At 65.7% G+C, this 25,809-nt stretch carries 22 protein-coding genes; 8 read left to right on the top strand and 14 right to left on the bottom strand.

Translation table 11 applies throughout. The features are described 5' to 3' along the window. Window positions 1-24 precede the first annotated feature (24 nt). The 10 genes from E1832_RS09635 to E1832_RS09590 all read right to left on the bottom strand — a co-directional run bounded on the left by E1832_RS09635 (window position 25) and on the right by E1832_RS09590 (window position 12,738). On the bottom strand, window positions 25-1,848 hold the full coding sequence (locus tag E1832_RS09635) for an ABC transporter ATP-binding protein (protein ID WP_133359536.1): 1,824 nt from the start codon (window positions 1,846-1,848) through the stop codon (window positions 25-27). Continuing rightward, window positions 1,848-2,681 carry an ABC transporter permease gene (locus E1832_RS09630; RefSeq protein WP_133359535.1) on the bottom strand — a complete coding sequence of 278 codons (834 nt, stop codon included), beginning with the start codon at window positions 2,679-2,681 and terminating at the stop codon, window positions 1,848-1,850. The genes E1832_RS09635 and E1832_RS09630 overlap by 1 nt, the downstream gene beginning before the upstream one ends. Further along, window positions 2,678-3,619, bottom strand: a complete 942-nt coding sequence (locus E1832_RS09625) for an ABC transporter permease (RefSeq protein ID WP_206021035.1) — start codon at window positions 3,617-3,619, stop codon at window positions 2,678-2,680. The genes E1832_RS09630 and E1832_RS09625 overlap by 4 nt, the downstream gene beginning before the upstream one ends. A gap of 103 nt (window positions 3,620-3,722) precedes the next feature. Further along, entirely contained in the window at window positions 3,723-5,264 is a 1,542-nt protein-coding gene (locus E1832_RS09620; protein ID WP_133359534.1) for an ABC transporter substrate-binding protein, read from the bottom strand. Between the two features lie 84 nt (window positions 5,265-5,348). After that, window positions 5,349-7,001, bottom strand: a complete 1,653-nt coding sequence (locus E1832_RS09615; protein ID WP_133359533.1) for an amidase — start codon at window positions 6,999-7,001, stop codon at window positions 5,349-5,351. Window positions 7,002-7,040: 39 nt separating this feature from the next. Beyond that, entirely contained in the window at window positions 7,041-7,922 is an 882-nt protein-coding gene (locus E1832_RS09610; protein ID WP_133359532.1) for an ABC transporter permease, read from the bottom strand. Further along, window positions 7,922-8,869 carry an ABC transporter permease gene (locus E1832_RS09605; protein WP_133359531.1) on the bottom strand — a complete coding sequence of 316 codons (948 nt, stop codon included), beginning with the start codon at window positions 8,867-8,869 and terminating at the stop codon, window positions 7,922-7,924. The genes E1832_RS09610 and E1832_RS09605 overlap by 1 nt, the downstream gene beginning before the upstream one ends. A 69-nt stretch (window positions 8,870-8,938) precedes the next feature. After that, entirely contained in the window at window positions 8,939-10,711 is a 1,773-nt protein-coding gene (locus E1832_RS09600; RefSeq protein WP_133359530.1) for an ABC transporter substrate-binding protein, read from the bottom strand. Window positions 10,712-10,750: 39 nt separating this feature from the next. Then, entirely contained in the window at window positions 10,751-11,749 is a 999-nt protein-coding gene (locus E1832_RS09595) for an ABC transporter ATP-binding protein (RefSeq protein WP_133359529.1), read from the bottom strand. Then, the gene (locus E1832_RS09590) at window positions 11,746-12,738 is read right to left on the bottom strand and encodes an ABC transporter ATP-binding protein (protein WP_133359528.1); all 993 of its coding nucleotides are present in this window, start codon (window positions 12,736-12,738) and stop codon (window positions 11,746-11,748) included. The genes E1832_RS09595 and E1832_RS09590 overlap by 4 nt, the downstream gene beginning before the upstream one ends. A gap of 118 nt (window positions 12,739-12,856) precedes the next feature. Between E1832_RS09590 and E1832_RS09585 the strand changes: the two genes are divergently transcribed. From E1832_RS09585 to E1832_RS09575, 3 genes are read left to right on the top strand one after another with little or no spacing between them, the layout of a single operon-like run. Further along, entirely contained in the window at window positions 12,857-13,564 is a 708-nt protein-coding gene (locus tag E1832_RS09585) for a GntR family transcriptional regulator (protein ID WP_165978849.1), read from the top strand. A gap of 17 nt (window positions 13,565-13,581) precedes the next feature. Then, window positions 13,582-15,375, top strand: a complete 1,794-nt coding sequence (locus E1832_RS09580) for a gamma-glutamyltransferase family protein (protein WP_133359526.1) — start codon at window positions 13,582-13,584, stop codon at window positions 15,373-15,375. Window positions 15,376-15,387: 12 nt separating this feature from the next. Further along, window positions 15,388-16,095 (top strand): DUF1028 domain-containing protein, encoded by a 708-nt coding sequence (locus E1832_RS09575; RefSeq protein ID WP_133359525.1) that lies wholly within the window; start codon window positions 15,388-15,390, stop codon window positions 16,093-16,095. 63 nt (window positions 16,096-16,158) lie between these two features. Here the strand turns inward: E1832_RS09575 and E1832_RS09570 are convergent, their stop codons facing one another. The 4 genes from E1832_RS09570 to E1832_RS09555 form a co-directional block, all read right to left on the bottom strand. Beyond that, window positions 16,159-17,034, bottom strand: coding sequence for an isocitrate lyase/PEP mutase family protein (locus E1832_RS09570; RefSeq protein ID WP_133359524.1), 876 nt, complete (start codon window positions 17,032-17,034; stop codon window positions 16,159-16,161). Between the two features lie 10 nt (window positions 17,035-17,044). Further along, window positions 17,045-18,319: a TRAP transporter large permease gene (locus tag E1832_RS09565; protein WP_133359523.1), complete on the bottom strand. Its 1,275-nt coding sequence runs from the start codon at window positions 18,317-18,319 to the stop codon at window positions 17,045-17,047. Continuing rightward, window positions 18,316-18,813, bottom strand: a complete 498-nt coding sequence (locus tag E1832_RS09560) for a TRAP transporter small permease (protein ID WP_133359522.1) — start codon at window positions 18,811-18,813, stop codon at window positions 18,316-18,318. The genes E1832_RS09565 and E1832_RS09560 overlap by 4 nt, the downstream gene beginning before the upstream one ends. Before the next feature lie 78 nt (window positions 18,814-18,891). After that, window positions 18,892-19,884, bottom strand: coding sequence for a TRAP transporter substrate-binding protein (locus tag E1832_RS09555; RefSeq protein WP_133359521.1), 993 nt, complete (start codon window positions 19,882-19,884; stop codon window positions 18,892-18,894). A 346-nt stretch (window positions 19,885-20,230) separates the two neighbouring features. On the opposite strand from E1832_RS09555, the gene E1832_RS09550 reads away from it, so the two are divergent. From E1832_RS09550 to E1832_RS09530, 5 genes are read left to right on the top strand one after another with little or no spacing between them, the layout of a single operon-like run. Continuing rightward, window positions 20,231-21,304, top strand: a complete 1,074-nt coding sequence (locus tag E1832_RS09550) for an ABC transporter ATP-binding protein (protein WP_133359520.1) — start codon at window positions 20,231-20,233, stop codon at window positions 21,302-21,304. A 4-nt stretch (window positions 21,305-21,308) separates the two neighbouring features. Further along, window positions 21,309-22,208, top strand: coding sequence for an ABC transporter permease (locus E1832_RS09545; protein ID WP_133359519.1), 900 nt, complete (start codon window positions 21,309-21,311; stop codon window positions 22,206-22,208). After that, window positions 22,201-23,001: an ABC transporter permease gene (locus tag E1832_RS09540; RefSeq protein ID WP_133359518.1), complete on the top strand. Its 801-nt coding sequence runs from the start codon at window positions 22,201-22,203 to the stop codon at window positions 22,999-23,001. Before E1832_RS09545 ends, E1832_RS09540 begins: the two co-directional genes overlap by 8 nt. A gap of 28 nt (window positions 23,002-23,029) precedes the next feature. Continuing rightward, the gene (locus E1832_RS09535) at window positions 23,030-24,058 is read left to right on the top strand and encodes an ABC transporter substrate-binding protein (protein ID WP_133359517.1); all 1,029 of its coding nucleotides are present in this window, start codon (window positions 23,030-23,032) and stop codon (window positions 24,056-24,058) included. A 59-nt stretch (window positions 24,059-24,117) separates the two neighbouring features. Then, window positions 24,118-25,779 (top strand): amidohydrolase, encoded by a 1,662-nt coding sequence (locus tag E1832_RS09530; protein ID WP_206021034.1) that lies wholly within the window; start codon window positions 24,118-24,120, stop codon window positions 25,777-25,779. Window positions 25,780-25,809 lie beyond the last annotated feature (30 nt).

The following is a 25,809-nucleotide window of genomic DNA, read 5'->3' as shown; positions in this document are numbered from 1 at the left end:
CGGTTCGGGCGCAAGGCCCCGGTTTCAGGTCATGGTGTCCTTCAGCACGAGATGGCCGGGCGCCACCTCGTCATATTCGGAGGGGCCCGGTTCATGCCCCAGCGGGAACACTGGCGAGGGGATCGGGCGAAAGTTCAGATCGTCGCCGATGGTGCGCCGGGTCGGATCGGCGATCGGCACCGCGCTGAGCAGAGTGCGGGTATACTCGTGCCGCGGCGTCTCGAACACCTGCGCACGGCTGCCGATTTCCACCAGCCGGCCGCGGTACATCACGCCGACCCGGTGCGAGACCCGTTCGACCACCGCCATGTCATGGCTGATGAAGAGGAAGGAGACGCCAAGCTCGGCCTGAAGCTCCATCATCAGGTTCAGCACCTGCGCCTGCACCGAGACATCCAGCGCGCTGACCGACTCGTCGGCGATGATCAGCTTGGGCCGCACCGCCAGCGCCCGGGCGATCGCCACCCGCTGGCGCTGACCGCCCGAGAGCTCGTGCGGAAAGCGCGACATGAAGCTGCGCGGCAGGTGCACCCGGTCGAAGAGACCGGCGACGCGGTCCTCAACCTCGCTGCCCTTGGCCAGGCCGAAGTTGCGCAGCGGTTCGGCCACCTGTTCGCGCAGCCGCATATAGGGGTTGAGCGAGGCAAAGGGATCCTGGAACACCATCTGCATGTCGCGCCAGGCGCGGCGCAGGTCGCGCGCGCTCAGCCCGATGATGTCGCACTTGTCCAGCAGCACCGTGCCCGAGGTCGGCTCGGACAGCCGCAGGATCGAGCGGCCGCAGCTCGATTTGCCGCAACCGGATTCGCCCACAAGGGCCAGCGTCTCGCCCTTGTTGATGGTAAAGCTGACGTCCTCGACCGCATGCACATTCGCCACGGTGCGGCGGATCAGCCCGCCCTTGACCGGGTAGCGCGTGGTCAGGTTCGACACCTCCAGCAGCGGCTCGGGCGCCTGCGGCAGCAGCGGCGCCCGCACATCGGCTTCGTCCCCGATCAGGCGCATCGGTTCGGGCGCGGATTTGCCGCGCATCTCGCCCAGCCGCGGCACCGCCGCCAGCAGCGCGCGGGTGTAGTCCTGTTTCGGGCTGGCGAAGATCTGCTCGACCGGCCCCTCCTCGACCAGCTTGCCCTGGCACATCACCACGACCCGGTCGGCCACCTGCGCCACCACCGCCATGTCATGGGTGATGAACAGCACCGCCATGCCGGTTTCGCGTTTCAGCCGGTTGATCAGCGACAGGATCTCGGCCTGAATGGTCACATCCAGCGCCGTCGTCGGCTCGTCCGCGATCAGCAGGCGCGGCTTGCAGGCCATCGCCATGGCGATCACCACCCGCTGGCGCATGCCGCCGGACAGCTCATGCGGATATTGCTTCAGCCGCCGCTCCGGCTCGGGGATGCGGACCTGCTTGAGCAATTCCAGCGCGCGGGCGCGGGCCGCCTCGCCCGATAGCCCCATATGCATCCTCAGCCCATCGGTCATCTGCCTCTCGATGGTAAAGACCGGGTTGAGCGAGGTCATCGGCTCCTGAAAGATCATCCCGATCTCTTTGCCGCGAATGGCGCGCATGGTCGCGTCGTCGGCGCCGGCCACATCAATCACGCCCGCGGCGCTGGCAAACTCCAGCCGTCCGCCGGTGATCCGCCCGCCGCCGAACTCGACCAGTCGCATCAGCGACAGCGAGGTCACCGATTTGCCCGATCCGCTTTCACCCACGACGCAGAGGGTCTCGCCCGGCGCGATGGTGAAACTGACATCCTCGACCCCGACGATGGGGCCCTCCTCGCCCTGGAACTCGACCCGCAGATTGTCGATCGCGACCAGCGGCCTGACATCGTCCAGCATCACGAGGCTCCCTTCGATCTGGGGTCGAGCGCGTCGCGCAGCGCGTCTCCGAACATATTGAGGCCAAGCACGGTCAGCGCCACCGCCGCCCCCGGCACCAGCGCGGTCCAGGGGGCGCGGTCGAGGTAATCGCGCGAGGCCTGGATCATCAGCCCCCAGGAGGCATCCGGCGGCTGGGTGCCGAGGCCAAGAAAACTCAGCCCCGCCTCGGCCAGGATGGCGAAGGCCAGGCTGATGGTGGACTGCACGATCACCGCCGGCATGATGTTGGGCAGAATATGCCGCACGATCAGCCGCGCGTCGGAGTTGCCGGCGGTGCGCGCGGCCTCGACATAAGGCATCTGCGCCACCCGCAGCGCCTCGCCCCGGATGATGCGGGCGAGAAAGGGGGTGAAGGCGATGCCGATGGCGATGATGGTGTTTTGCAGGTTGGGGCCCAGCACCGCGCTGATGGTCAGCGCCAGTAGCAGCGCCGGAAAGGCCAGCAGCGTGTCGACCAGACGCATCAACACGTTGTCGGTCGTGCGCCCGGCATAGCCCGAGATCAGCCCCAGCGGCAGGCCGATCACGATCGACATCAGCACCGCCGCGCTGGCGATGGCGATCGAGGTTCGCGCGCCCAGCAGCACACGGTACATCAGATCGCGCCCCAGTTGGTCGGTGCCCAGCGGATGCGCCCAGGTGGGCGGCGACAGACGCGCGCGCATGTCCATCTTGGTGGCCCAGTCGGCGGGGATCAGCACCGGCGCGATCACCGCGATCAGCAGGATCGCCAGCACCAGACCGATGCCGAGCATCCCCTTGGAGGTTCGGAAAGAGGCAGGCAGCTTCATGACAGACGGATCCTCGGGTCGACCAGAACGTAAAGCAGGTCCACGATCAGGTTGGCGAGCATGACAACGGCGGCGATGACAAAGACGCTGGCCTGGATCAGCGGGATGTCGCGGTTGAGCAGCGCCTGATAGGTCAGCCAGCCCATGCCGGTATAGTTGAACAGGCTCTCGATCACGATGATCGAGCCGAAGAGATAGCCGACCTGAAGCCCGGCCACGGTCATCACCGGCCCCACCGCGTTGGCCAGCCCATAGCGCCAGACCACGGTACGCTCGCCCAGCCCCTTGGCACGGGCGACGCGGATGAATTCCTGGTTGAGAATGCCGGTCATGGTGGCCCGCGTCATCCGCGTCAGATGCGCCATCAGCCCCAGCCCCAGCGCCAGCGACGGCAGCAGCGCATGGCGGAAGGCCAGCAGCAGATCCTCGCCCGGATCGACAAAGCCCGAGGAGGGCAGCCAGTGCAGCCCGCGGGCGAACAGCAGGATCATCATGATCCCCCAGAAGAAATCCGGCAGGCTGACGCCCAGCAGCGCGGCCGAGCTCGACGCGGTGTCCTGCCAGCGGTTGGGATGCACCGCCGCCCAGACCCCCAGCGGCACCGCGCAGATCAGCGCGATGCTCATGGAGAACAGGACGATCAGCCCGCTCGCCGTCATCTTTTGCAGCAACAGCGGCGCGATCGGCTCCTTGAACACCAGCGAGGTGCCCCAGTCGCCCGTGAGCATGCCGCCGATCCAGCGGCCGTATTGCACCAGCAGCGGATCGTTCAGCCCCAGCGACTCGCGCAGGCCCGCCAGCGCCTCGGGGTTGGACTGGGTGCCCATGATCATCATCGCCACGTCGCCCGGCAGGATATTGGTCACCGCAAAGGTGATCGCCGAGATCAGAAACAGCGTCAGAAGCATCGAGAGGATGCGGTTGAGAATATAGCTCACGGCCTGCCCTGCCCTTTGCTGGCGCGCGCCCTCGGGTGCCGCCGCCGGATGTCAGAAAAGGACCGGGGCGCGCCTCCCCATCGCGCGCGCCCCGGTCTGCGGGTCAGCTTTGCAGCCAGACCTTGTGGAAGTTCAGGTTCGACCCGTTGGGATGCACGATGGTGTCCAGCCCCATCACGCCGGTCTGGGCGCCGATGGTGCCGTTGCGGAACCACAGGATCACGTCCAGCGTCTCGTCATGGACGACGGTCTGCACCTGCTTGTAGATGTCCGCGCGCGCCTGCGGATCGACGGTGACCCGCGCCTTGGCGGTCAGTTCATCCACCTTGGCGTTGGAGATCTTGCGGTAGTTGAAGGCCCCCTCGGTGTTCCACAGCGAGTAGTAGAGGAAATCCGGCTCCCACAGAGTGAAGAAGTTCATCATGGTGATCTGGAAATCCTTGTCGACCCAGCACTGGCTCAGCCAGTCCGACCATGTGAGCTGTTCGATGGTCGCGTCGACCCCGGCCATGCGGAACCACTCCAGCATGATCTGGGCGGCCTCGATGTGGTAGGGATAGTTGGTGGTGGCTTTGAACACCACCGACAGCTCGCCCTCGCCATAGCCGGCCTCGGCCAGCAATGCCTTTGCCTTTTCAAAGTCTTGCGGGCGTTGCTTCAGGTCATGATTGTAGGAGGCCGAGGTCGGGTAGCTGGGCGATGCGGTCACCGCGCCCTGGCCCCAGAGCGCCCCCTCCAGCAGCGCCTCCTTGTCGATCATGTAATCGAAGGCCTCGCGCACCTTGGGGTTCTTGAACGGCTCGAAGTCGTGGTTGAAGTTGACGAAATCCCAGTTCAGCGGGAACCAGGAGACGACCTGGAACTTGTCGTCGCCCTCGATCTCGGCGATCCGGTCGGCCGGGATGTCGTTGATCATGTGCAGCTCGCCGGTGCGCAACCCGGTCAGGCGCACGGTGGGTTCGGTAATCTCGCGCGCGATGATCTTGTCCAGATAGGCCGGGCCGCCCCAGTAGTCGTCAAAGCGGGCCAGCTCGACCTCGTTGCCGAACTCGCGGCGCACGAACTTGAACGGGCCGCAGCCGATCGGCGTGGTGCCCTGCACATCGCCGGTGCCGGTCGGCATGATCACACCGGCACCGTTTTCGGCCAGGCGCGACAGGAACGGCGCGTTGACCTGGCCGAGCGTGATGACGACGGTCAGATCGTCGGGCGTATCGATGCTGGCGACGCTGTTGAACACCTCGAAGTTGACCGCGCCGGTGGCCGGATCCTTGCAGCGCTCGAAGGAGAATTTCACGTCGGCCGAGGTCATCTTCTGCCCGTTGTGAAAGACCACGCCGGGGCGCAGCTTGAAGGTATAGACCAGGCCGTCGGCGCTGATCTCGAAGCTCTCGGCGAGGTTCGGGATCACGTTCAGATCCTTGTCGACGGTGACGATCGAGTCGTGCACGTTCTGAAGAACCCGGCCGGTCGAGGCGGTGCCGGTCTGGTGCATGTCGAGGTTCTGGGTGGTCTCGGAATGGCCCCAGATCAGGGTGCCGCCGCTGACCGGCTCGGCCTGCGCCATGGCCGGAATCCCGGTCGCATAGAGGATCGTGCCCCCCATCAGGGCCGATGTGGATTTCAGGAAGTCTCTGCGTTTCATGGTCGTCTCCTTGTTGGGTGAATGGGCGGCATCGGCCCGGACTACGTTCTGCAAGCGCCCCGTTCGGGGTCGTTATGTATCGGTTCAGGCTGGCAGGACCGGACGCTCGGCGGCGACGGCCAGCCGGGCCTCCAGCGCCTGTCCGATGTTGAGGATCGTCCCCTCCTCGAACAGCCGCCCCCAGAGCGAGATGCCCTGCGGCACCCGGTGGGTTTCGCCGCTCTCGTCCGCCTCGCCGGTGGTCAGCTTGCCGGCGCCCAGCGAGGCCGGGCTGCGGGTGCCGAGCTGGTCGAAGCCCGCCCGCAGATGCAGGCAGGGATGGCCGGTGAAGTTCGAGGCGACCAGCATCGGTCCGGTCATGAACGGGCCGATCAGCGCGTCGACCTCGTCGAACAGCCCGTCCAGCGCCTGCATCACCAGATAACGCAGCCGGTCGAGCTGCACGTGGTCGACCGCCGACAGGAACCGCGCCTTGCGAAAGGTGTTGGGCCACGCCCCGTCACCCTGCCAGGTCAGCGTGTCGTCGAGATCCGAGAGCGTCAGGTGTTCGAACGCCGCCGCCGCCTCGGCATAGAGGATGTTCATCAGCGCGCCATAGGGCAGATCGGGCAGCGAGACCTCGACCACCTCAATGCCCAGCTCCTTCGCCGCCGCCAGCGCCGCGCGATCGATGTCCGTCGCACCTTCGCCGAAGGCGTCGGGCAGATAGCCGAGCTTCAGCCCCTCGATCCCCTTGGCGGCATCGAAGGCCAGCGGCGCCTGGATCGTGCAGCGGTCGGCCGGATCGGCCCCGTTCAGCGCGTCGAGCACCAGCGCGGTGTCCTCGACCCCGCGGCAGATTGGCCCGACCTTGTCCAGCGACCAGCACAGCGCCATCGCCCCGGCCCGGCTGACCCGCCCGAAGGTGGGGCGCAGCCCGGTGGTGCCGCAGCGCTGGCTGGGCGAGGTGATCGAGCCCAGCGTCTCGGTCCCGATGGAGAACCCGCAAAGCCCGGCGGCGGTGGCCGAGGCCGAGCCGGCGCTGGACCCCGAGGCGCCCTCTTCGATATTGAACGGGTTGCGGGTGCGGCCGCCGTACCAGATGTCGTTATAGGCCAGCGCGCCCAGCGTGGTCTTGCCCAGCAACACCGCGCCCGCCTGCCGCAGCAGGGTGACGATGCGCGCGTCCGCCTCCGGCACCCGGTCCTGAAACGGCTCGGCGCCCCAGCCGGTGACAATGCCCTTGGTGTCGAACAGATCCTTTACGCCGTAGGGGATGCCATGCAGCGGCCCCAGACAGGTGCCCTTGGCCAGCAGCGCGTCCATCGCGTCGGCCTCGGCCAGCGCCAGATCGGCGGTGACGGTTGCAAAGCAGAACAGATGCGGATTGAGCTGTTCGATCCGGTCCAGATAGATCTGCGTGAGCCGCCGGCTGCTGAGCGCGCCGGAGCGGATCCAGGCACCAAGCTCGGGCAGGCAGGCAAAGGCGATGTCGGCGTCATCGTCGGGCAGCGGCGCCGCCGGTTCGCTGGCGCTCACGCCCACCGCGACCGGCATCTGGAACCCCGGCAGCCGCGGATCGAAGCGCAGTGCCATCGGCACCGTATTGGGCATCTCGACGCCCCGCCGCGCCACGGAGGAGGCGATCTGGCCGTCGAGGTTGCCCACCATCTGCGCCCTCTCGCGCGCGGTATAGGCGATGCCCATCAGCCGCTCGGCGGCCTCGATATCGGCCTCGGTAATGGTTTGGTCTTCCATGCTCTCACCTCACAGGCAGGTTGTTTCGAAATGCGGCGGTCAGTCGCCCACCGCCTGGCGTACATCCAGCGCATCGCGCAGCCAGTCGCCGACAAAATTGATCGCCAGAACCACCAGCATGATCGCCAGCCCCGGAAACACGCCCAGCCACCACGCCTGGGTGATAAAGCCGCGCCCGTCCGCCAGGATCAGCCCCCAGGTCGGCGTATAGGCATCGACGCCGAGGCCGAGGAACGACAGGCTTGCCTCGCCCAGAATAGCATAGGACACGCTGACGGTGGCCTGCACGATGATCGGCGCCACCGCATTGGGCAGGATGTGGATGAACAGCGTGCGCCCCTTGGAAAAGCCCAGCGTGCGGGCGGCATCGACATATTGCTCTTCGCGCAGCGACAGGGTCATGGAGCGGGCGACACGGGCGAAATCGTCGATGAAGGCCAGCGACAGCGCCACGATCACGTTCAACAGGCCGGTGCCGAACACCGCGACCAGATAGACCGCGATGATGAAGTTCGGGAACGCCCACTGCAGGTCGATATAGCGCATGATCAGCAGATCGAGCCAGCCGCCGAAATAGCCCGCGACCAGCCCCAGCGCGATGCCGATCGCCAGCGCGATGCCCACGGTGGAAATGCCGATGAACAGCGACACCCGGGTGCCGTGCAGGATCCGGCTGAGCAGGTCGCGGCCCAGATCGTCGGTCCCCAGCGGATGCGTCCAGCTGAGCCCCGACATCATGTCGAGCGTCATCGCGTTGGGGTCGAAGGGCGAGAGCAGCGGCGCGAACACCGCGCCGATCACGAACAGGATCAGGACGGCCAGCCCGGCCTGCGCCTTGCGGTCCCGGACCAGCGTCGCGCGGAACCGCGACCGGCGCCTGGGCAGCGGGTCCGTCTCCGGGTTTTGGGTGGTATCTGTCATCAGTTCAGCCGAATGCGCGGGTCGATCACCCCGTAGAGCAGATCGACGATGAGATTGGAAAAGACGAAGATGGCAGAGACAACCAGCACCGCCCCCTGCACCACCGGGTAATCGCGGTTCAGGATGCCTTCGATCAGAACGCGGCCCAGACCCTTGATCGCAAAGACATTCTCGACCACCACGGCACCAGAGATCAGCAGCGCGAAGGCGATCCCGATCACGGTAATCACCGGGATCATCGCATTGGGCAGCGCATGGCCGAACATGATCATCCAGGGCGTCAGCCCCTTGGCCCGCGCCGTGCGCATATAGTCGGATTTCAGCACCTCGAGCAGCGAGGAACGGATCATCCGCGCGATGATCGCCGAAAACGCCGTGCCGATGGCGACCGCCGGCAGGATGAGGTGACTAAGCCAGGGCCAGAGCCCGTCGGCCAGCGGCGCATAGCCGATGGCGGGCAGCCATTGCAGATTGGCGGCAAAGACGATGATCAGCAGGATCGCCAGCCAGAAATCCGGCATCGACAACCCCAGAAAGGCCAGCAGCGACACCGTGGTATCGGTCGCGCTGTTGCGGCGCGTCGCCGACAGGATGCCGGCCGGAACGGCGATGATCAGCGCGATGACAAAGGCCAGCAGCGACAGCGACAGGGTGCGCGGGATCGCCTCGGCCAGAACGTCGGTGACCGCCGCACGGCTGCCATAGATCGACGCGCCCAGATCGCCGTGAAGCATGTTCTGGAACCAGATCGCATATTGCACGAAGAGCGAGCGGTCGAGTCCGAGCTGCCGTTTCATCGCGGCGATCTCGTCCGGGCCGCCCGCATCCGCGAGCATGGCGGCGACCGGATCGCCGGGCACGAAGCGCAGCATGAAGAACACCAGCGTGGCCACCGCCCACATCACGATGACCGAGCCGATCAATCTGCGCAGCATATAGCTTGCCACCGGAACCGTCCTTTCTGAACTGGGGGAACCGGGCCGGCGGCAGGCCGGCCCGGAACGGGATATGTCGCCTCAGCCGAGGGTCACGCGGTCAAAGTCGTGCAGCCCGGGAATGCGGCTCTCTTCGGGGAAAGTCACCGACTTGTGGCGCACCTGAACGTCGACCGGATGGTAGAGAAAGCCGCAGGCGACCCGGTCGGAGGTGATCTGGTTGGCCTTGCGCACCATCTCGCGGCGCTTTTCCAGATCGGCGGTCACCGACTGATCGTCGATCAGCTGATCCGCCTCGGCATTGCTGAAATAGCCAAAGGCGTATTTCGCGGTGTCGCGGGTCCGGCCGTTGAACTTCGACGTGGTCTTCATCCAGTCGACGATGCCGTCATCGGGGTCATAGTCGCCGCCCGAGCCGCCCAGCCGCATGTCGAATTCGCAGTTGTTGAAATCCTGGATACCGACCGAGAATTCCTTGGGCACGACCTTGATGGTGATGCCCAGCACCTGCTTGTAGATGTTGGCCAGCACCAGACCGTTGCGTTTCTGACCGGGGGTGGTGATCAGCTCCAGCTCGGGAAAGCCCTCGCCGCCGGGGAATCCGGCCTCGGCCAGCAGCGCGCGGGCGCCGTCGGGGTCGAAGGCCTGCATGGATTTATCCGCGATCCCCTCGTCATAGTAAAAGGCCATCGCCGGGTTGATGGTGCCGTAACCGGGCACCGCATAGCCGAAATGCGCCTGTTTGACATAGGTGTCGCGGTCCAGCGCCTTGGCCAGCGCCAGACGGACCATGAAGCCCTTGTCCTTCATCAGCTCGTCCATCGGCTTGTCGAAATCGGTGACCTTCATCGGCTCGCGCCAGGGGTTCATCCAGACCGACTGGAACCCCGGGGCCGGCTTGATGTCGACCACCAGATCGGAGTTGGACTTGAACCGGTCGATCAGCTGCGCCGCCAACGGGTTGCCGCCGATATACTGGATATCGCCCGCCTCCAGCGCGGCGGCGATCGGCTCCACCCCGTCGATCGGCTTGATGATCACCTTGTCGAGCTTGGGCCGCTCGGGGTCGTAGTAATCGGCGAATTTCTCCAGCACCACGCCCTGGCCCAGCACATGTTCGGTCACCTTGAACGGGCCGGTGCCGACCGGGGTCAGGCCATACTGGGCCTCGCCCATCTGCTCCAGCGCGCCCCTGGACACGATGGTCATCGCCCGTCCCGAGGCGCGTTCCAGCGTCTTGGTCAGGAACGAGGCCTGCGGTTGCTTCAGCGTGAACTTCACCTCGTAATTGCCCATCTTTTCAAGCTTTTCGACATTGGCGAGGTTCTTGGAGTGGATCGACTTTTCCGGGTTGGACGAGCGGTCGAAGGTGAACAGGACGTCATCGGCATTGAAGGCATCGCCGTTGTGAAAGGTAACGCCCTCGCGCAGCTTGAAGATGTACTCAAGGCCATCATCCGAAACCGTCCAGGTCTCGGCCAGATCGCCCTGGGCCACCAGCGAGGCGTCGATATGCATCAGCCCGGACAGTACGTTCGAGGCGATCTGGAATTGCAGCACCTGATCGATCCGCGCCGGATCGAGGGTCTGGACCTCGGCCACCCCGGCCCAGCCGCAGGTCAGCGTGCCGCCGCCATGGCCGGCCGCGCGGGCCATGCCGGAAAACCCCGGCGTCAGTTGCGCCGCGGTCAGCGCGCCGCCGGCGGCCAGCAGACGCAGCGTGGCGCGGCGCGACAGTTTCGGCCCGGACAGATCCTTGCCGGTCAGGCCCAGCATCGGATCGCTTGGGTCATAGTCGTGGGCGTCGTCCCACAATTTGCGCATCTCTTTGGTCAGGTTCTTGATCTTGGTCATGAGTGGCTCCCTGTTGATTTTATTGTTGCGAAAGTGACGTCAGCCGGCCGGAACAAGCGTGCCGGTCTCCCAGCAGGCCGCCATATGGCCGGGTTCGACCGGGTCGAGGCGCGGCACCTCGCGCCGGCAGCGGTCGGTTGCGCGCGGACAGCGCGGGTGAAAGAAACAGCCCGACGGCGGATTGGCGGGGCTGGGCACTTCGCCCTCCAGCGGCACGATCTCGCGCCCGGCCTCGTAGTCGGGATCCGGATTGGGCACGGCGTCGATCAGCGCCTGGGTATAGGGGTGTTTCGGGCTGGCAAAGAGCGGGTCCGACGGCGCCGTCTCGGCGATCCGGCCCAGATACATCACCGCCACCTGATCACAGATATGGCGCACCACCGACAGGTCGTGACCGATGAACAGATAGGTCAGGCCCAGCTCTTTCTGGAGCCCCTCGAGCAGATTGATGATCTGCGCCTGGATCGACACGTCGAGCGCCGAGACCGCCTCGTCGCAGACGATCAGTTCGGGGTTCATCGCCAGCGCCCGGGCGATGCCGACGCGCTGGCGCTGTCCGCCCGACATTTCATGCGGATAAAGATCGGCGAACCGGGCCGGCAGCCCGCAGATGTCCAGCAGGCGGGCGACCTCGGCCTTGATCTCGCTCTCGGGCTTGAGCCGGTGCACCCGCAGAGGCTCGGAAATGATCCGCCCGGTGCTCATGCGGGGGTTGAGGGAGGAGAACGGATCCTGGAACACCGCCTGCACCCTGCCCCGGAACCGGCTCAGGGCGACCGCGTCCATCTTGGCGACATCCTCGCCGTCGAACCGGATCACGCCGGACGTCGGTTCGAGCAGTTGCAGCACGGCGCGGGCGACGGTGGTCTTGCCGCACCCAGATTCCCCGACCAGCCCGAAAGAGGTGCCGCGCGGAACCGAGAAGGATACCCCGCTCACCGCGCGGACCTCTCCGACAGTGCGCTGAAAGAAGCCCTTGCGGATCGGGAAGCCGACATGGAGGTCGTTCACCTCCAGCAGCGGACGGGTCGTCGTCATGCCGCGGCCCCCTTGCTCTTCAGTTTCTGGATGCCGGAGTTCCAGCAGGCGACCTCATGCCCGCCCTCGGCGATGAAATCGGGAACCTGTTCGGCGCAAATGTCGCTCGCCTTCGGGCAGCGGGGATGGAACCGGCAGCCGGGAAGTGCCACGGTCGGGTCGGGCGGCGCCCCGGGCACCGGGCGCAGCGGCGTGTCGCGCGGCAGGTCGAGCCGCGGCACCGAGGCCAGAAGCCCCTGGGTGTAGGGATGCTGCGGATCGCGATAGAGCTGCCGCGCGGTGGCCCGCTCCACCACACGGCCGCCATACATCACGGCGACGTTCTGGGCATGGCGCGCGACGATGCCAAGGTTGTGCGTGATCAGGACAAGGCCGACCCCGTGATCGCGGCACAGCCGCGATGTCAGGCTGAGGATCTGCGCCTGAATGGTCACGTCCAGCGCCGTGGTCGGCTCGTCCGCCAGGATCAGCTCTGGCTCGCAGGACAGCGCGATGGCGATCATCACCCGCTGGCGCATTCCGCCTGAAAGCTGGTGCGGATATTGCTTCAGCCGACGCTCCGGGTCCGAGATTCCCACCTCGGTCAGCAACTCCAGCGCGCGGGCGCGCGCCGCCCGGCGGCTTAGCCTATTTTTTAGGCGCATCCCCTCGGTTAGCTGACGTTCGATCGACCGCACCGGGTTCAGAGAGGTCATCGGCTCCTGAAAGATCATAGCGATTCCGCTGCCGCGCAGATCGTTGTGACGCCGCGCCGAAATCGTCGTCAGATCCTCGCCGTCGAACAGGATATGCCCGCCGCTGACCGACAGCCCCTCGCCCAGAAGGCCCATCACGGCGAGCGCGGTCAGGGATTTACCGGAACCGGATTCCCCAACGATCGCAAGGGTTTCCCCACGATCCACCGAGAAATGAGCGTCATGAACCAAACGGCAGGACTGACCATCGCGCGCCACGTCTATCGCCAGATTTTCAACGCGCAGAAGCGTCATTCTTTTTCTGCCTTCCCGCCCAATTGACTGGACACCGAGCGCCGTTATCATTATCGATATTGATAGTATGAAGAGGCGCGAAAACATGTCAACAGGCCCGAAGCCCGCCCTGAGTGAATTGACCGCAGACCTCCCAAATCTGGGCGGGAAAAAGTCGGATCTGATCTACATCGCGCTGAAACGGGCGATTCTGTTCCGGCAACTCCTCCCCGACCAGCAACTGCTGGAACAGGATCTCGCAGGACGGTTCGGATGCAGCCAGGGCACCATCCGCGAGGCGCTATTGCGCCTCGACGATGACGGCCTGGTCAAGCGGTCCGGCTATCGCGGCACCCGGGTCACCGAGACCAGCCTCGAGGAGGCGGTCGAGATGGTGCGCATCCGCCTGTCGATCGAGCGCGGCGTGGCGCGCAAGATTGCCACCGCCGACTTTTCGCAGCATCAGGACAAGATCGACGGCGTGATCCGGCAAATGGCCGAGGCGCACAAACAGGATGACCTCTACCGGAGCAGCGAGCTGGACCGCGCCTTCCATTGCTCGCTGGCCTCCGCCGCGGATATGGACCTGCTCTCGCCGCTGCTGCTGCGCTGTGCCCTGCACATTCACCGCTTTACCCTCAGCAGCGTCGAGGTGCCACGCCGGTTCTATCAGGAGGCCGGCGTTGATGTCGAACATCGCGCCCTGCTTGAGGAACTGACCTGTGGCGACCCCGATCACGCCGAACACGCGATATCCGATCACCTCGCCCATGTCCTCAGCCGCTGGACCCCCTCGCTCTATCAGGCGGTGGGCCCCTCGGTCTTCAACGACCTTCGAAAACGATAACGCAAGACGGAGCCCAAATGGCCGCTTTCACTACCCGCCCCGAGATCACCGGCACCTTCGGCGTCGCGACATCCACCCACTGGCTGGCCTCCTCGGTCGGATTCGGCCTGCTCGAAAAGGGCGGCAACGCCTTCGACGCCGCGGTGGCGATGGGCTTTGTGCTGCAGGTTGTCGAACCGCATCTGAACGGACCCGGCGGCGAGGTGCCCGCGATCGTCTATTCCGCCAAAGAGGACAAGGTAAAGGTTCTGTGCGGTCAGGGCAGCGCGCCGCAGGGCGCAACCATCGCCAAATACCGCGACGAGGGGCTGGACCTGATCCCCGGCTCCGGGCTGCTGGCCACCGTGATCCCCGGCGCCTTCGACGGCTGGATGCTGATGCTCCGCGATCAGGGCACGATGTCGCTGCGCGAGGTGCTGGAACCGGCGATCTACTATGCCCGCCAGGGCCATCCGGTGCTTGAGCGTGTCTCGCTCGCCATCGAAAGCCTGGGCGAGCTGTTCGAACAGGAATGGCCGACCTCGGCCGAAACCTGGATGCCGGGCGGCAAGGCCCCCGCCACCGGCCGCCTGTTCCGCAATCCGGCCCTTGCCGACACCTGGGAACGGCTGCTGACCGAGGCCGAGACGGTTTCCGGCCGCGAGGCGCAGATCGACAAGGCGCGCGACGCCTTCTATCGCGGCTTCATCGCCGAGGCGATCGGCGGCTATCTCAAGGACGCCTGCGTCATGGATGGCACCGGCGAACGGCGCAAGGGCGTACTGAGCGCCGATGACCTCGCCGGCTGGCACGCCCATTGGGAAGAGCCGCTCACCCTCGACTATGGCGACTGGGCCGTCTGCAAGACGGCGCCCTGGAGCCAGGGGCCGGTCCTGCTGCAAAGCCTGCAATTGCTGAAACACGCCGGCATCGCGGATATGCCGCTGATGGGCGCGGATTTCATCCATACCGTCATCGAGGCGATGAAACTCTCTTACGCGGACCGGGAGGCCTATTACGGCGACCCCGATTTCTTCGACATCCCCATGGAGCGGCTGCTGTCCGACGATTACGCAGCCGGGCGCAGCAAACTGATCACCGGAGCCGCCTCGCTGGAGCAGCGGCCGGGCGTCCTTCCGGGGCTGGAGCATCTGGCCCGGGCCGCCATCGACCGCGCAGGCGCCAGCGCCGGGGTGTCCGTCGGCGCCGATGCGGGCGAGCCGACCATGGCGCATCTGTCGAACCGGCGCGGCGACACCGTGCATGTCGACGTGATCGACCGCTGGGGCAACATGGTCTCGGCCACCCCTTCGGGCGGCTGGCTGCAATCCTCGCCGATCATCCCCGGCCTGGGCTTCGCGCTCAACTCCCGCGCCCAGATGTTCTGGCTCGACGAGGGGCTGCCCACCAGCCTGGCCCCGGGGCATCGTCCGCGCACCACCCTGACCCCCTCGCTGGCGCTCAGGGACGGCAGGCCGCACCTGGCCTTCGGCACCCCCGGCGGCGACCAGCAGGACCAGTGGCAGTTGATCTTTTTCCTGCGCCTCGTGCACGGGCAGCAGAACATGCAGGAGGTGATCGACGCCCCGCTGTTCCATTCCGAGCATTTCACCGGCTCGTTCTATCCCCGCGTCGCCAACCCCGGCCGGATGATGATCGAACCCTCGGCCGGCGCCGAGGTGATCGCCGAGCTGCGCGGGCGCGGTCACGATGTCAACGTGTCCGAACCCTGGGCCATCGGCCGGCTGACCGCCGCCGCGCGGGATGCCGACGGGCTGCTGCGCGCCGCCGCAACCCCGCGGCTGATGCAGGCCTATGCGGTCGGCAGATAGGGAGGCGGTGACATGACCTATTCCATCGTCGCCCGCGACCCGGCGACCGGCCATCTGGGAATCGCCGTGGCCAGCCGCTTTTTCGCCGTTGGTGCGCTGGTGCCGCATATCCGCACCGGGGCTGCGGTCGCCACCCAGGCCTTCATCAATCCGATGTGGGGGGTCGAAGGGGCCCTTCGGTTGCAGGGCGGAGAAGGCGCGCAGGAGGTTCTGGCGGATTTCATCGCCCGCGATTCCGGCGCGCCCCAGCGCCAGGCCCATATGATCGACACCAGCGGCGAGATCGCCGCCCATACCGGCGCCGACTGCGTCGACTGGGCCGGTCATTGCGGCGCACCGGGCGTTTCGGTGGCGGGCAACATGCTGGCCGGACCGCGGGTGATCGCGGATACGCTTTCGTGCTATCTGGACAATCCCGGCCTGCCCTTTGCCGAGCGTCTGCTTCTGGCGATGGCCGCAGGCGAGGATGCCGGCGGCGACAAGCGCGGCCGCCAGTCCGCCGCGTTGCGCATTCACCGCGGCCAGGACTACCCCTGGCTCGACCTGCGCACCGACGACCACCCCGATCCGCTGGCCGATCTTGCGCGGTTGCTGAAGGTCGCCGGCGAGCGCTATCTGCTGTTCGCCGAAGGCTTCGGCACGGCGGAGAACTTCGCCGGGGTGACCGATCGGTCGAACCTGGACCGCAGGATCGCAGAGCGTGAAGGCAGCGCCGGGTGACACCGAAGCCGCACCGCAACGCCTGCGGAGCGGATGGGCCGGGCCGCGACCTGCCCTTCGCCCTCAGCCGGTCCGGTCGACGGCGTAGCGCTTTTCCTCATCGAAATAGGCGTCGAACCCGATCCGGGTCTTCATCTCGTCAAAGGGCATCAGCAGTTCCGCCGGCGGGGTGCCAGTCTTGAAGGCGTCCAGCGCCGCCACCATAGCCTTCATGGCCGCCGCCATCACCGTCAGCGGATAGGCCGCGATCTTGAACCCCATCGCCTCCAGTTCCTTCGGCGCCAGCGCCGGGGTCAGCCCGCCCTCGACGATATTGGCCATTTTCGGCCCCTCGAGTTCGGAACAGACGCGCCGCATCTCGCCCTCGTCGCGGGGCGCCTCGACGAACAGGATGTCCGCGCCCAGACGCCTGAATTCGCGGGCGCGCGCAATGGCTTCGTCCAGGCCGTGCTCGTGCCGGGCATCGGTGCGTGCCAGGATCAGGATGTCATGCCCCTCGGCGCGGGCATCGGCGGCGGCGCGGATGCGCTCGAACGCCTCGTCGCGCGTGACCACCGATTTGCCGGCGGTATGGCCGCAGCGTTTGGGGGCGACCTGATCCTCGATCATCACCGCCGCAAAGCCCGCCTGCGCGAACCCCTTCACCGTGCGTTTCACGTTCATCGCATTGCCATAGCCGGTGTCGCCGTCGCCGATCACCGGGACCGACACCGCGTTGCAGATGTTGCGCCCCTGGTCCAGCACCTCGGCATAGGACATCAACCCGGTGTCGGGCGCCCCCAGCCGGGCGGCGGCCGAGGCAAAGCCCGACATGAAGGTCAGCGCAAACCCCTCCTGCTCGATCAGCTTGGCAGAAAGCGGATCGAAACAGCAGGGCATGGTGATCAGGCCGGGGCGCGCCAGCAGCGCGCGCAGCTTGTCGGGTTGGGATCGGGTCATGGGGTCAGGGTCACAGTTTGAAGGGAATATAAAGGGCGAGGTCGGGCCAAAGATAGAGCAGCGCCACGGTCAGCAGCATCAGCACGAGGAACGGCAGGGTGCCGCGCGACACCTCGCCGAGCGAGGATTTCGTCACCGACTGGATCACATAGAGGTTCAGTCCGACCGGCGGCGTGATCAGCGCGCATTCCACCAGGATGACCATGTAGATCCCGAACCAGATCGGATCGAAATGCATCGCCAGCGCCGCCGGCAGCAACACCGGCGTCATGATCAGCACCATCGACAGCGCCTCGAACACCAGCCCCATCAGCAGCAGCACCACCGAGACCACGACGATCAGCCCCAGCGGCGTGGCCACCCAGTCCGACAGGAACGCCGAGATGTCCTGCGGGATGCGATAGAGCGTGATCGCCTTGCCGAAGATCTTGGCCCCGGCGATGATCAGCAGGATGGAGACGGTGGTCGACATCGAATCCACCATCGCCCCCCACAGCTTGGCCCAGGTCAGGCTGCGCAGGATCACGCCGGTGATGAACAGCGCCACAGAAAAGCCGATGGCGGCGGCCTCGGTCGGGGTAAAGGCGCCGGAATAGATACCGCCCAGGATCACCGCCGCCAGCACGACCGAGGGCGCCGCCCGCAGCGTGGCGCGCCAGCGCTCGGGCCAGCTGACCGGCTCGACCGGGGTATAGCTTTGCAGGAACCGCGCCGAGAGGATGGAATAGAGGATGAACAGCGCGATCAGCGCCAGGCCCGGTCCGATGCCGGCCATGAACAGCGCGATGACGGATTCCTCGGTGACGAAGCCATAGATGATTAGCGGGATCGAGGGCGGGATCAGGATGCCCAGCGTTCCGCCCGCCGCCAGCAGCCCGTAAACGAACCGCCGGTTGTACCCGCGCGAGATCATTTCCGGCGCCGCGACGGTGCCGATGGTGGCGGCGGTGGCCACCGAACTGCCCGAGATGGCGGCGAAGATGCCGCAGGAGATGATCGTCGCCACCGCCAGCCCGCCGGGCCAGTGCCCGACCCAGGCCTGCACTGCGGCGAACAGGTCGCGCCCGACCCCGCCCTTCAGCAGGATATTGGACATCAGCAGGAACAGCGGCACCGCCAGCAGGATGAAACCGTCCATCGTCGACAGGATCGCCTGCGGCGCCATCAGCGGCGAGAACCCGCCGAGATACAGCATCGACAGCCCCAGCATGCCCAGCGCATAGGCCACCGGCACACCGACCAGCAGCAGCGCGAACAGCGCGACCAGGATCACGATGACGGTCATTCCATCACCCCTTCCTCATCGGGCAGAGTGCCGCTGAGCGCCCGCCACAGATTGGTCAGGCAGGACAGGATCAGCAGGGCGAAACCGGCCGGAACCGAGGCCTCGGGGATCCAGGACGGCATGTCCAGCATCGTGCCGGTCGTCCGCTGCCGTTCGAAACTGTCAAAGAATATCTCGAAGCCATAGGCCAGAACCACCAGCGAAAAGACCAGGATGACAAGGATCGACAGCACCTCGGCCCATTGGCGCAGCCTCGGCGACAACTGCGCGGTCACCGCGGTGACGCGGATGTGCCGCCGGTGTGTCAGCGCCCAGCCCATCGCGACCGGACAGGCCCAGATCAGGCACAGCTGGCTCAGCTCGGCCGCCCAGATCGTCGGCGCATTGAAGAAATAGCGCGCCACCACCTCATAGGTCAGCATACCGCCGCTCAGGGTCAGCAGGCTGGCCGCCAGCCAGGCGGTGGCGGTTTCGATCGCGGTCACCAGACGCATTGGATCTGTCCTGTCAGAGGGGGCCGTCTGTGGGGCCCGTCTGCCCGCGTGAACAGGCAGACGGTGAAATCGCGCGGATCAGAACCCCCGCGCGGCCTCCAGCATCGCCTTGCCGGCATCGCCGGTCTTTTCCAGGAACGCGTCGTAGACAGGCTGCGACACGGCCTGCCACTGGGCAAGCTCGTCGGCGGTGGGGGTGTAGATGGTCATGCCATTCTCTTTGGCGGCGGCATAGGCGCGCCCTTCGATGGCCGACATCTCATCGCGCACGGAGTTCTCGGCATTGCGCGCGGCGGCCGCGATGATGTCCTTATGCGCCTGGGGCAGAGCGTTCCACCAGTCGGTATTGACCACGACGATGAATTCGATGTCCGCATGATTGGTCACGGTGATCGTGTCCATCACCTCCCACAGCGACCGCGACTGCACCCCGGACACGCCGGTCATGCCGATATCGACGGTGCCGCGCTGATAGGCCAGATACTGCTCGGACCCCGAGATGATGGTCGGCGCGCCGCCGGCGGCGGTGGTGAAATCGCCCAGCGTCTTGCCGAACACCCGCACCTTCTTGCCCTGCATGGCCTCGGGGCTGGAAATCGGACCGCCATTGGACAGCATGATGGCGCCGCCATAGGCTTGCCACCACAGCACGGTCGAGCCGGTGCCCTGGATCGCCTCGTCGATCGGGCCGCGCACCGGGCTGCCCGGGGCCACCGCCTTGCGCACCTTCTCCTCACTGTCGAAAAGGAACGGCTGGTAGAAGATATCGACCATCGGGACATCGCCGACAAAACGCGTCAGCGAGGCGACGCCCGCCTCGATCGCGCCGGAGCCGACGGCCTGCGGCACTTCCTTGTCCTTGTAAAGCTGGGCGCTGTCGTAGATCTCGACCGCGATATCGCCGTTCGATGTCGCCTCGACCTCATCCTTGAACATCTTCAGGTTCTGGCCGAGATGGCTCTTCATCGGCAATTGAAGCGAGATGCGCATCGTGGTCTCGGCGGCCTGAAGCGCCAGCGCGCTGGCCGCGAAAAATGCCGCCGAGGCGAGCCCGGTCACAAAGGTTTTCATGATTTCCTCCCTATTTCCCTGCACGGACGTTTGCGGAAAATTTCCCTTTAGACAAGACGCTTGAGCAAAGATTTGCTGCTGCATCGCAGCATTCGGCGTCGCCCTCGCCCTGCCCGCACAACCGCCCCTGTGCCGCGGGACTCCGGGCGCGGCGCCCCTGCCCTCCAGTGAATTCGACCGCCCGGCCCCGATGCCCGCCGCGCCGGGGCCGCCGCATAAATTCGACCTGCCTAGTTTGCTTGCACAACAACAGGTTAACTGCTCCGGTGCGCGCCGCCCCGCTCTGAACGCTTGATTTCACATGGAACCTGAGTTTTGATCAAATTGCGAAACCGGGGATCAACGCATGATAGAAATCGACACCGTCAGCAAGGTCTTCACCGGCCGCGGGGCCCCGTTTACCGCGTTGGACGAGGTTTCGGTCACAATCCGCGAGAACGAGTTCTTTACCCTTCTCGGGCCGTCCGGATGCGGCAAGACAACGCTGCTGCGGGTGATCGCCGGCTTTATCGCGCCCACCAGCGGCACGCTCACGCTGGAGGGGCAGAACCTGGTCAGCCTGCCGCCCTACAGGCGCCCGGTGAACACGGTGTTCCAGTCCTACGCGCTGTTTCCCCACATGACCGTGGCGCAGAATATCGCCTTCGGGCTGGAAATGCTGAACAAGCCGCGCGCCGAGGTAAAGGCCACCGTCGACGAGATGCTGGCGCTGGTGCGGATGACCGAGATGGCGGGCCGCAAGACCTCGGAGATTTCCGGCGGCCAGCAGCAGCGGGTTGCGCTGGCCCGGGCGTTGGCGCCCCGCCCCAAGGTTCTGCTGCTGGACGAGCCGCTCTCGGCGCTGGATTTCAAACTGCGCAAGGACATGCAGCTGGAGTTGAAGCGGCTGCAATCGGAAACCGGGATCACCTTTGTCTTTGTCACCCACGATCAGGAAGAGGCCCTGACCATGTCCGACCGGATCGCGGTGATGAACGCCGGCAAGATCCGCCAGATCGGCGGGCCACGCGACATCTATGACCACCCGGCGGAACGGTTCGTCGCCGACTTCATCGGTGACACCAATTTCCTCGCTGTCGAGCTCTTGTCGGTCGAGGGCGATCAGGCCCGGGTGCGGCTGGCGTCGGGGGCCGAGGCCCAGGTCCGCGCGCCGCAGGACGGCATGGCCCCCGGGTCGGTCACGCTGGCCGTGCGCCCCGAACACGCCAGCCCGGGCCCTGTCGAGGGGGCAACCCTGGCCGGCGCGCTGGAGAACATCGTCTATTTCGGCACCGATACCCATTTTCATGTAATGCTGGACGACGGGACGCGGTTCGTGCTGCGCCAGCAGAACCAGCCCGATCAGGCCCAGACCCACCGGACCGGCGATCGCGTGGGCGTGATCCTGTCCCCCGGCGTCGGCCAGGTTCTGAGGGATTGAGGTGATGAGCGACGGCACCGATCTCACTCCCCGCTCGCGCTGGCTGCTCCTGTCCCCGGCCCTGGCGGTGCTGCTCTTTGCCGCATCCGGCCCGCTGCTGATCGTGGTGATCTATTCCTTCCTCGCGTCGGGGGATTACGGCGGCGTCGTCTGGCACTTTTCGCCCGACGCCTGGTTCAGCGTGGTGCTGGAACGCGATTTCTTCACCGAACAGCTCGGCTTTGCCGATGCGCATCTGTCGATCTTCTGGCGGTCGATCAAACTGTCCTTCATGACTGCGGTGCTGACCTTCATCTTCGGGTTTCCCACCGCCTATTTCATCGCCACCCGACCGAAGGAAAAGCGCGATTTCTGGATGCTCCTGATCATGATCCCGTTCTGGACCAACCTGCTGATCCGGACCTTCGCCATCATGGAGCTGATCCGCGCCGAGGGCACCGTGAACAGCGCGCTGATGGCGCTGGGGATCATCGACGAGCCGATCCAGATGCTGTTCACCGAATTTTCGATCCTGCTGGGGATGGCCTATGTCTATCTGCCGCTGATGGTGCTGCCGATCTACGCCTCGATGGAGCGGTTCGACTTCAGCCTGGTCGAGGCCGGCTATGACCTTTACGCGACCCGCTGGCAGGTGCTGCGCCGGGTGATCTTTCCGCTGGTCAAGCCGGGGGTGATCGCGGGCTCGATCCTGGTATTCGTGCCCTCGCTGGGCGCCTATGTCACGCCGCGGGTTCTGGGCGGCGGCAAGCAGCTGATGCTGGGCAACCTGATCGAGCTGCAATTCGGCGCCGGCCGCAACTGGCCGCTGGGGGCGGCGCTGTCGCTGACGCTGCTGGCCATCGTGATGGTGGCGCTGATCCTTTATGTCCGGGCCGCCGGCGACGATGAGGTGCGGCATGGCTAAGGGGTTCGACATCCGCCGCCAGACCGGCTTTTCCACCATCGCCATGGCCTGTTTCGTGGTGCTCTACCTGCCGATCATCCTGCTGGTGGTCTATTCGTTCAACGCCGGCACCTCGATCGCCATATGGGAGGGGTTCAGCTGGCGCTGGTATCAGACCGCCTGGCAGAACGATCAGGTCCAGGCGGCGACCATCCGCTCGCTGGTGATTGCGGCCTGGGCGGCCGGCATCGCCACCATCTGCGCGGTCCTGGCGGCGCTGGCGACGACCCGGCAGGGCAGCTTTCGCGGCTATACCTTCGCCTTTGCGCTGATCAATCAGCCGCTGATGGTGCCGGAAATCGTCACCGCCGTGGCACTGCTGATCTTCTTCGCGATGATCAAGGTGGGCACAGGGTATACCGGCCTGTTCTATCTCATCATCGCGCATTCCGCCTTTTGCATCCCCTTCGCCTACATGCCGATCCGGGCCCGGCTTCAGGGGATGGACCTGAGCCTGGAACAGGCGGCGATGGATCTCTACGCCACGCCCTGGCAGGTGTTTCGCCGGGTCACCCTGCCCCAGCTCTGGCCCGGCATCCTGGCCGGCGCGATGCTGGCTTTCGTCATTTCTCTGGATGACGTGGTCATTACCGAGTTCGTGAAATCCGCCGGTCAGGATACACTGCCGACCTACATGCTGGGACAGCTGCGCCGAGTCGTCACGCCAGAGGTCAACGCCATCTCGACGGCGCTACTGGCCATTTCCGTGATCTTGGTGATCGCCTTCTTCTTTCTCAGCCGGACAAGAAAATAACCAAGAGAACCAACAGGAGAGCAAGACCATGAAACTGACGACATCCTTTGCAACCCTAGCCGCGCTGGCCATCGCCGGCACGGCCTCAGCCGAGGGCAAGCTCAACCTCTTCAACTGGGGCAACTACACCAGCCCCGAGCTGATCGAGAAATTCGAAAAAGCCTATGACATCGATGTGACGATCACCGATTTCGACAGCAACGACACCGCGCTGGCCAAGATCAAGGCCGGCGGTCACGGCTTCGATATCGTCGTTCCCTCGGGCACTTACATCCCGATCTTCATCTCCGAAGGGCTGTTGATGGAGTCAAAGCCCAACGAGATGGAGAACTTCCAGCATATGGACCCGCAGTGGGTCGACGTCGATTTCGATCCCGGCCGCAACTATACCGTGCCGTGGCAGTGGGGTACCGTCGGCATCACCGTCAACACCAGCGTCTTCAAGGGCGATATCAATACCGCCGGGCTCTATCTCGATCCCCCGGACGAGTTGAAGGGCAAGATCAACGTCGTGCCCGAGATGATGGATGTGATGTCCACCGCCATCTACTACATGGGCGGCGAGCAGTGCACCACCGACAAGGAGGTGCTGAAAAAGGTGCGCGACAAACTGGTCGAGGCCAAGCAGCACTGGCTGTCGATGGACTACGGCAATATCGAGAAATACGCCAAGGGCGATCTGGCGGCCGGCGTGAACTGGAACGGCGCCTCGATGCGCGCCCGCCTGCAGAATCCCGATATCGCCTATGGCTATCCGATCGACGGCTATCCGGTGTGGATGGACAACGCCGCCATCCTCGCCGACGCCCAGAACGTCGAGAACGCCAAGCTGTTCCTGAACTTCATCATGGCGCCCGAGAACGCCGCGATGCTGTCCAACTTCGCCAAATACGCCAACGGCATCAAGGGCTCCGACGCCTTCATGGATGACGAGCTCAAGACCGCGCCCGAGGTGAACCCCTCGGACGAGCTGAAGGCGGCCGGCGTCCTGTCCAGAACCTGCCCGCCCGAGGCGCAGAAGATCTACACCGCGATCTGGACCGAACTTCAGAAATAAAAGACCTCTCGGGCGGCCCTCATCCGGGCCGCCCGTCCCCCTCTGACGGAGCCCTGCCCATGACCCCCGACATCGTGATCCTGAACGGTCGCCTGATGACCTTTGACGCCGAGCGCCCGACGGCCGAGGCGCTGGCCGTCTCCGGCGGCAGGATCACCGCCATCGGCGACAGCGGCGGGATTCGCGCCCTGGCCGGACCCGGCACACGGGTGATCGACGCCTGCGGCGCGACGGTCTTGCCCGGCTTCATCGACAGCCACGTGCATCTGTTCGGCGGCGCGGTCGAACTGGCCTGCCTCGACCTCTACGGAGTGCAGGGGCTCGACGCGCTCACCGCGACGGTGCGCGACTGGGCCGCCCGACACCCGGACGATCAGGTCGTCTTTGCGGTGCAGGCCGATTACGCGATCATCGCCCCCGGCCACTACACCACGCGGCAGGATCTCGACCGGGTTCTGCCGGATCGCCCCTTTGCCATGTTTGCCCCCGATCACCACACGATCTGGGCCAATACCAGGGCGCTGGAACTGGCCGGGCTGCTGCATGGCGGCGAGGTCGATCAGGGCGCCGAGATCCTCATGGCCGCGGACGGAACCGCCACCGGAGAGCTGCGCGAGGCGAGCGCCTTTGCCCCGGTGCTGAAACTGACCCGGCACGGCGGCCGCGACCTGCTGGGCATGGTCACCGGCGCCGACCCGGTGCCGCCGGCCACCGCCGCCGAACGCGCGCTCGACAAGGCCGCCATTGTCCAGGGGCTGAAACACTGCGCCAGCCACGGGATCACCGGACTGCACAATATGGACGGCAATTTCTACACGCTCGAACTGCTGTCCGAACTGGAGGCGGAGGGCGAGCTGCTCTGCCGGGTCGAGGTGCCGTTCCATTTCAAGAGTTTCGACAGCCTCGACCGCTTTGCCGAGGCCGAAGAGATGCGCGCGCGATACCAGGGCGACTGGGTCTGGTGCAATCGCGTCAAGATGTTCATCGACGGCGTGGTCGAAAGCTCCACCGCGCTGATGCTGGAGCCCTACCCCGGCCTCGACACCGTGGGCGATGCCGTCTTCGACTATCCCCATTTCGAGGCCGCCTGTATCAAGGCCGATGCGATGGGGCTACAGATCTCGGTCCATGCCATCGGCGATCTGGGTGTGCGTCAGACACTGGACGCCTATGAGGCCGCCCAGCGCGCCAACGGCAAACGCGACAGCCGGCATCGCATCGAACATATCGAGGTGCTGCATCCCGACGACCTGCCCCGGTTCCGGGATCTGGACGTGGTCGCCTCGATCCAGCCGGGCCATGCGCCCTTTGGCGGCGTCTTTCCGCCCGATGGGGCGGGCCGGATGCTGCACCCGCACCAGATCCCCACCGCCTATGCCTGGCAGGACATCCGCGAAACCGGCGCGCCGGTGATCTTCTCGACCGACTGGCCGGTGATCCCGGTCGACGTGATGCCCAACGTCAAGGCCGCCGTGGCGCCGGTCCCGATGCCGCCGCCCTGGCGCGATCAGCGCCAGAGCCTGCACGATACGCTGAAATCCTACACCGCCGACAACGCCTGGGTCGAATTTCACGAGGACCGCAAGGGGCGCCTGACCCCCGGCATGATGGCCGACATCGCGGTGATGTCCCACGATCTGGAGGCGCTGGAGCCAGGCGATCTGGACAAGGCCCGCGCGCAGGTGACCATCGCCGGCGGGCGCGTCACCTACGAGGCCTGAGGCGCCGCCCGGCCCGGACCCGGACCTGCC

Origin of the sequence: Antarcticimicrobium luteum, from assembly GCF_004358185.1 — a bacterium.
Classification (GTDB): domain Bacteria; phylum Pseudomonadota; class Alphaproteobacteria; order Rhodobacterales; family Rhodobacteraceae; genus Antarcticimicrobium; species Antarcticimicrobium luteum.
The sequence above is the reverse complement of the archived record's forward strand: the minus strand, read 5'-3'. Positions and strand labels throughout refer to the sequence as shown.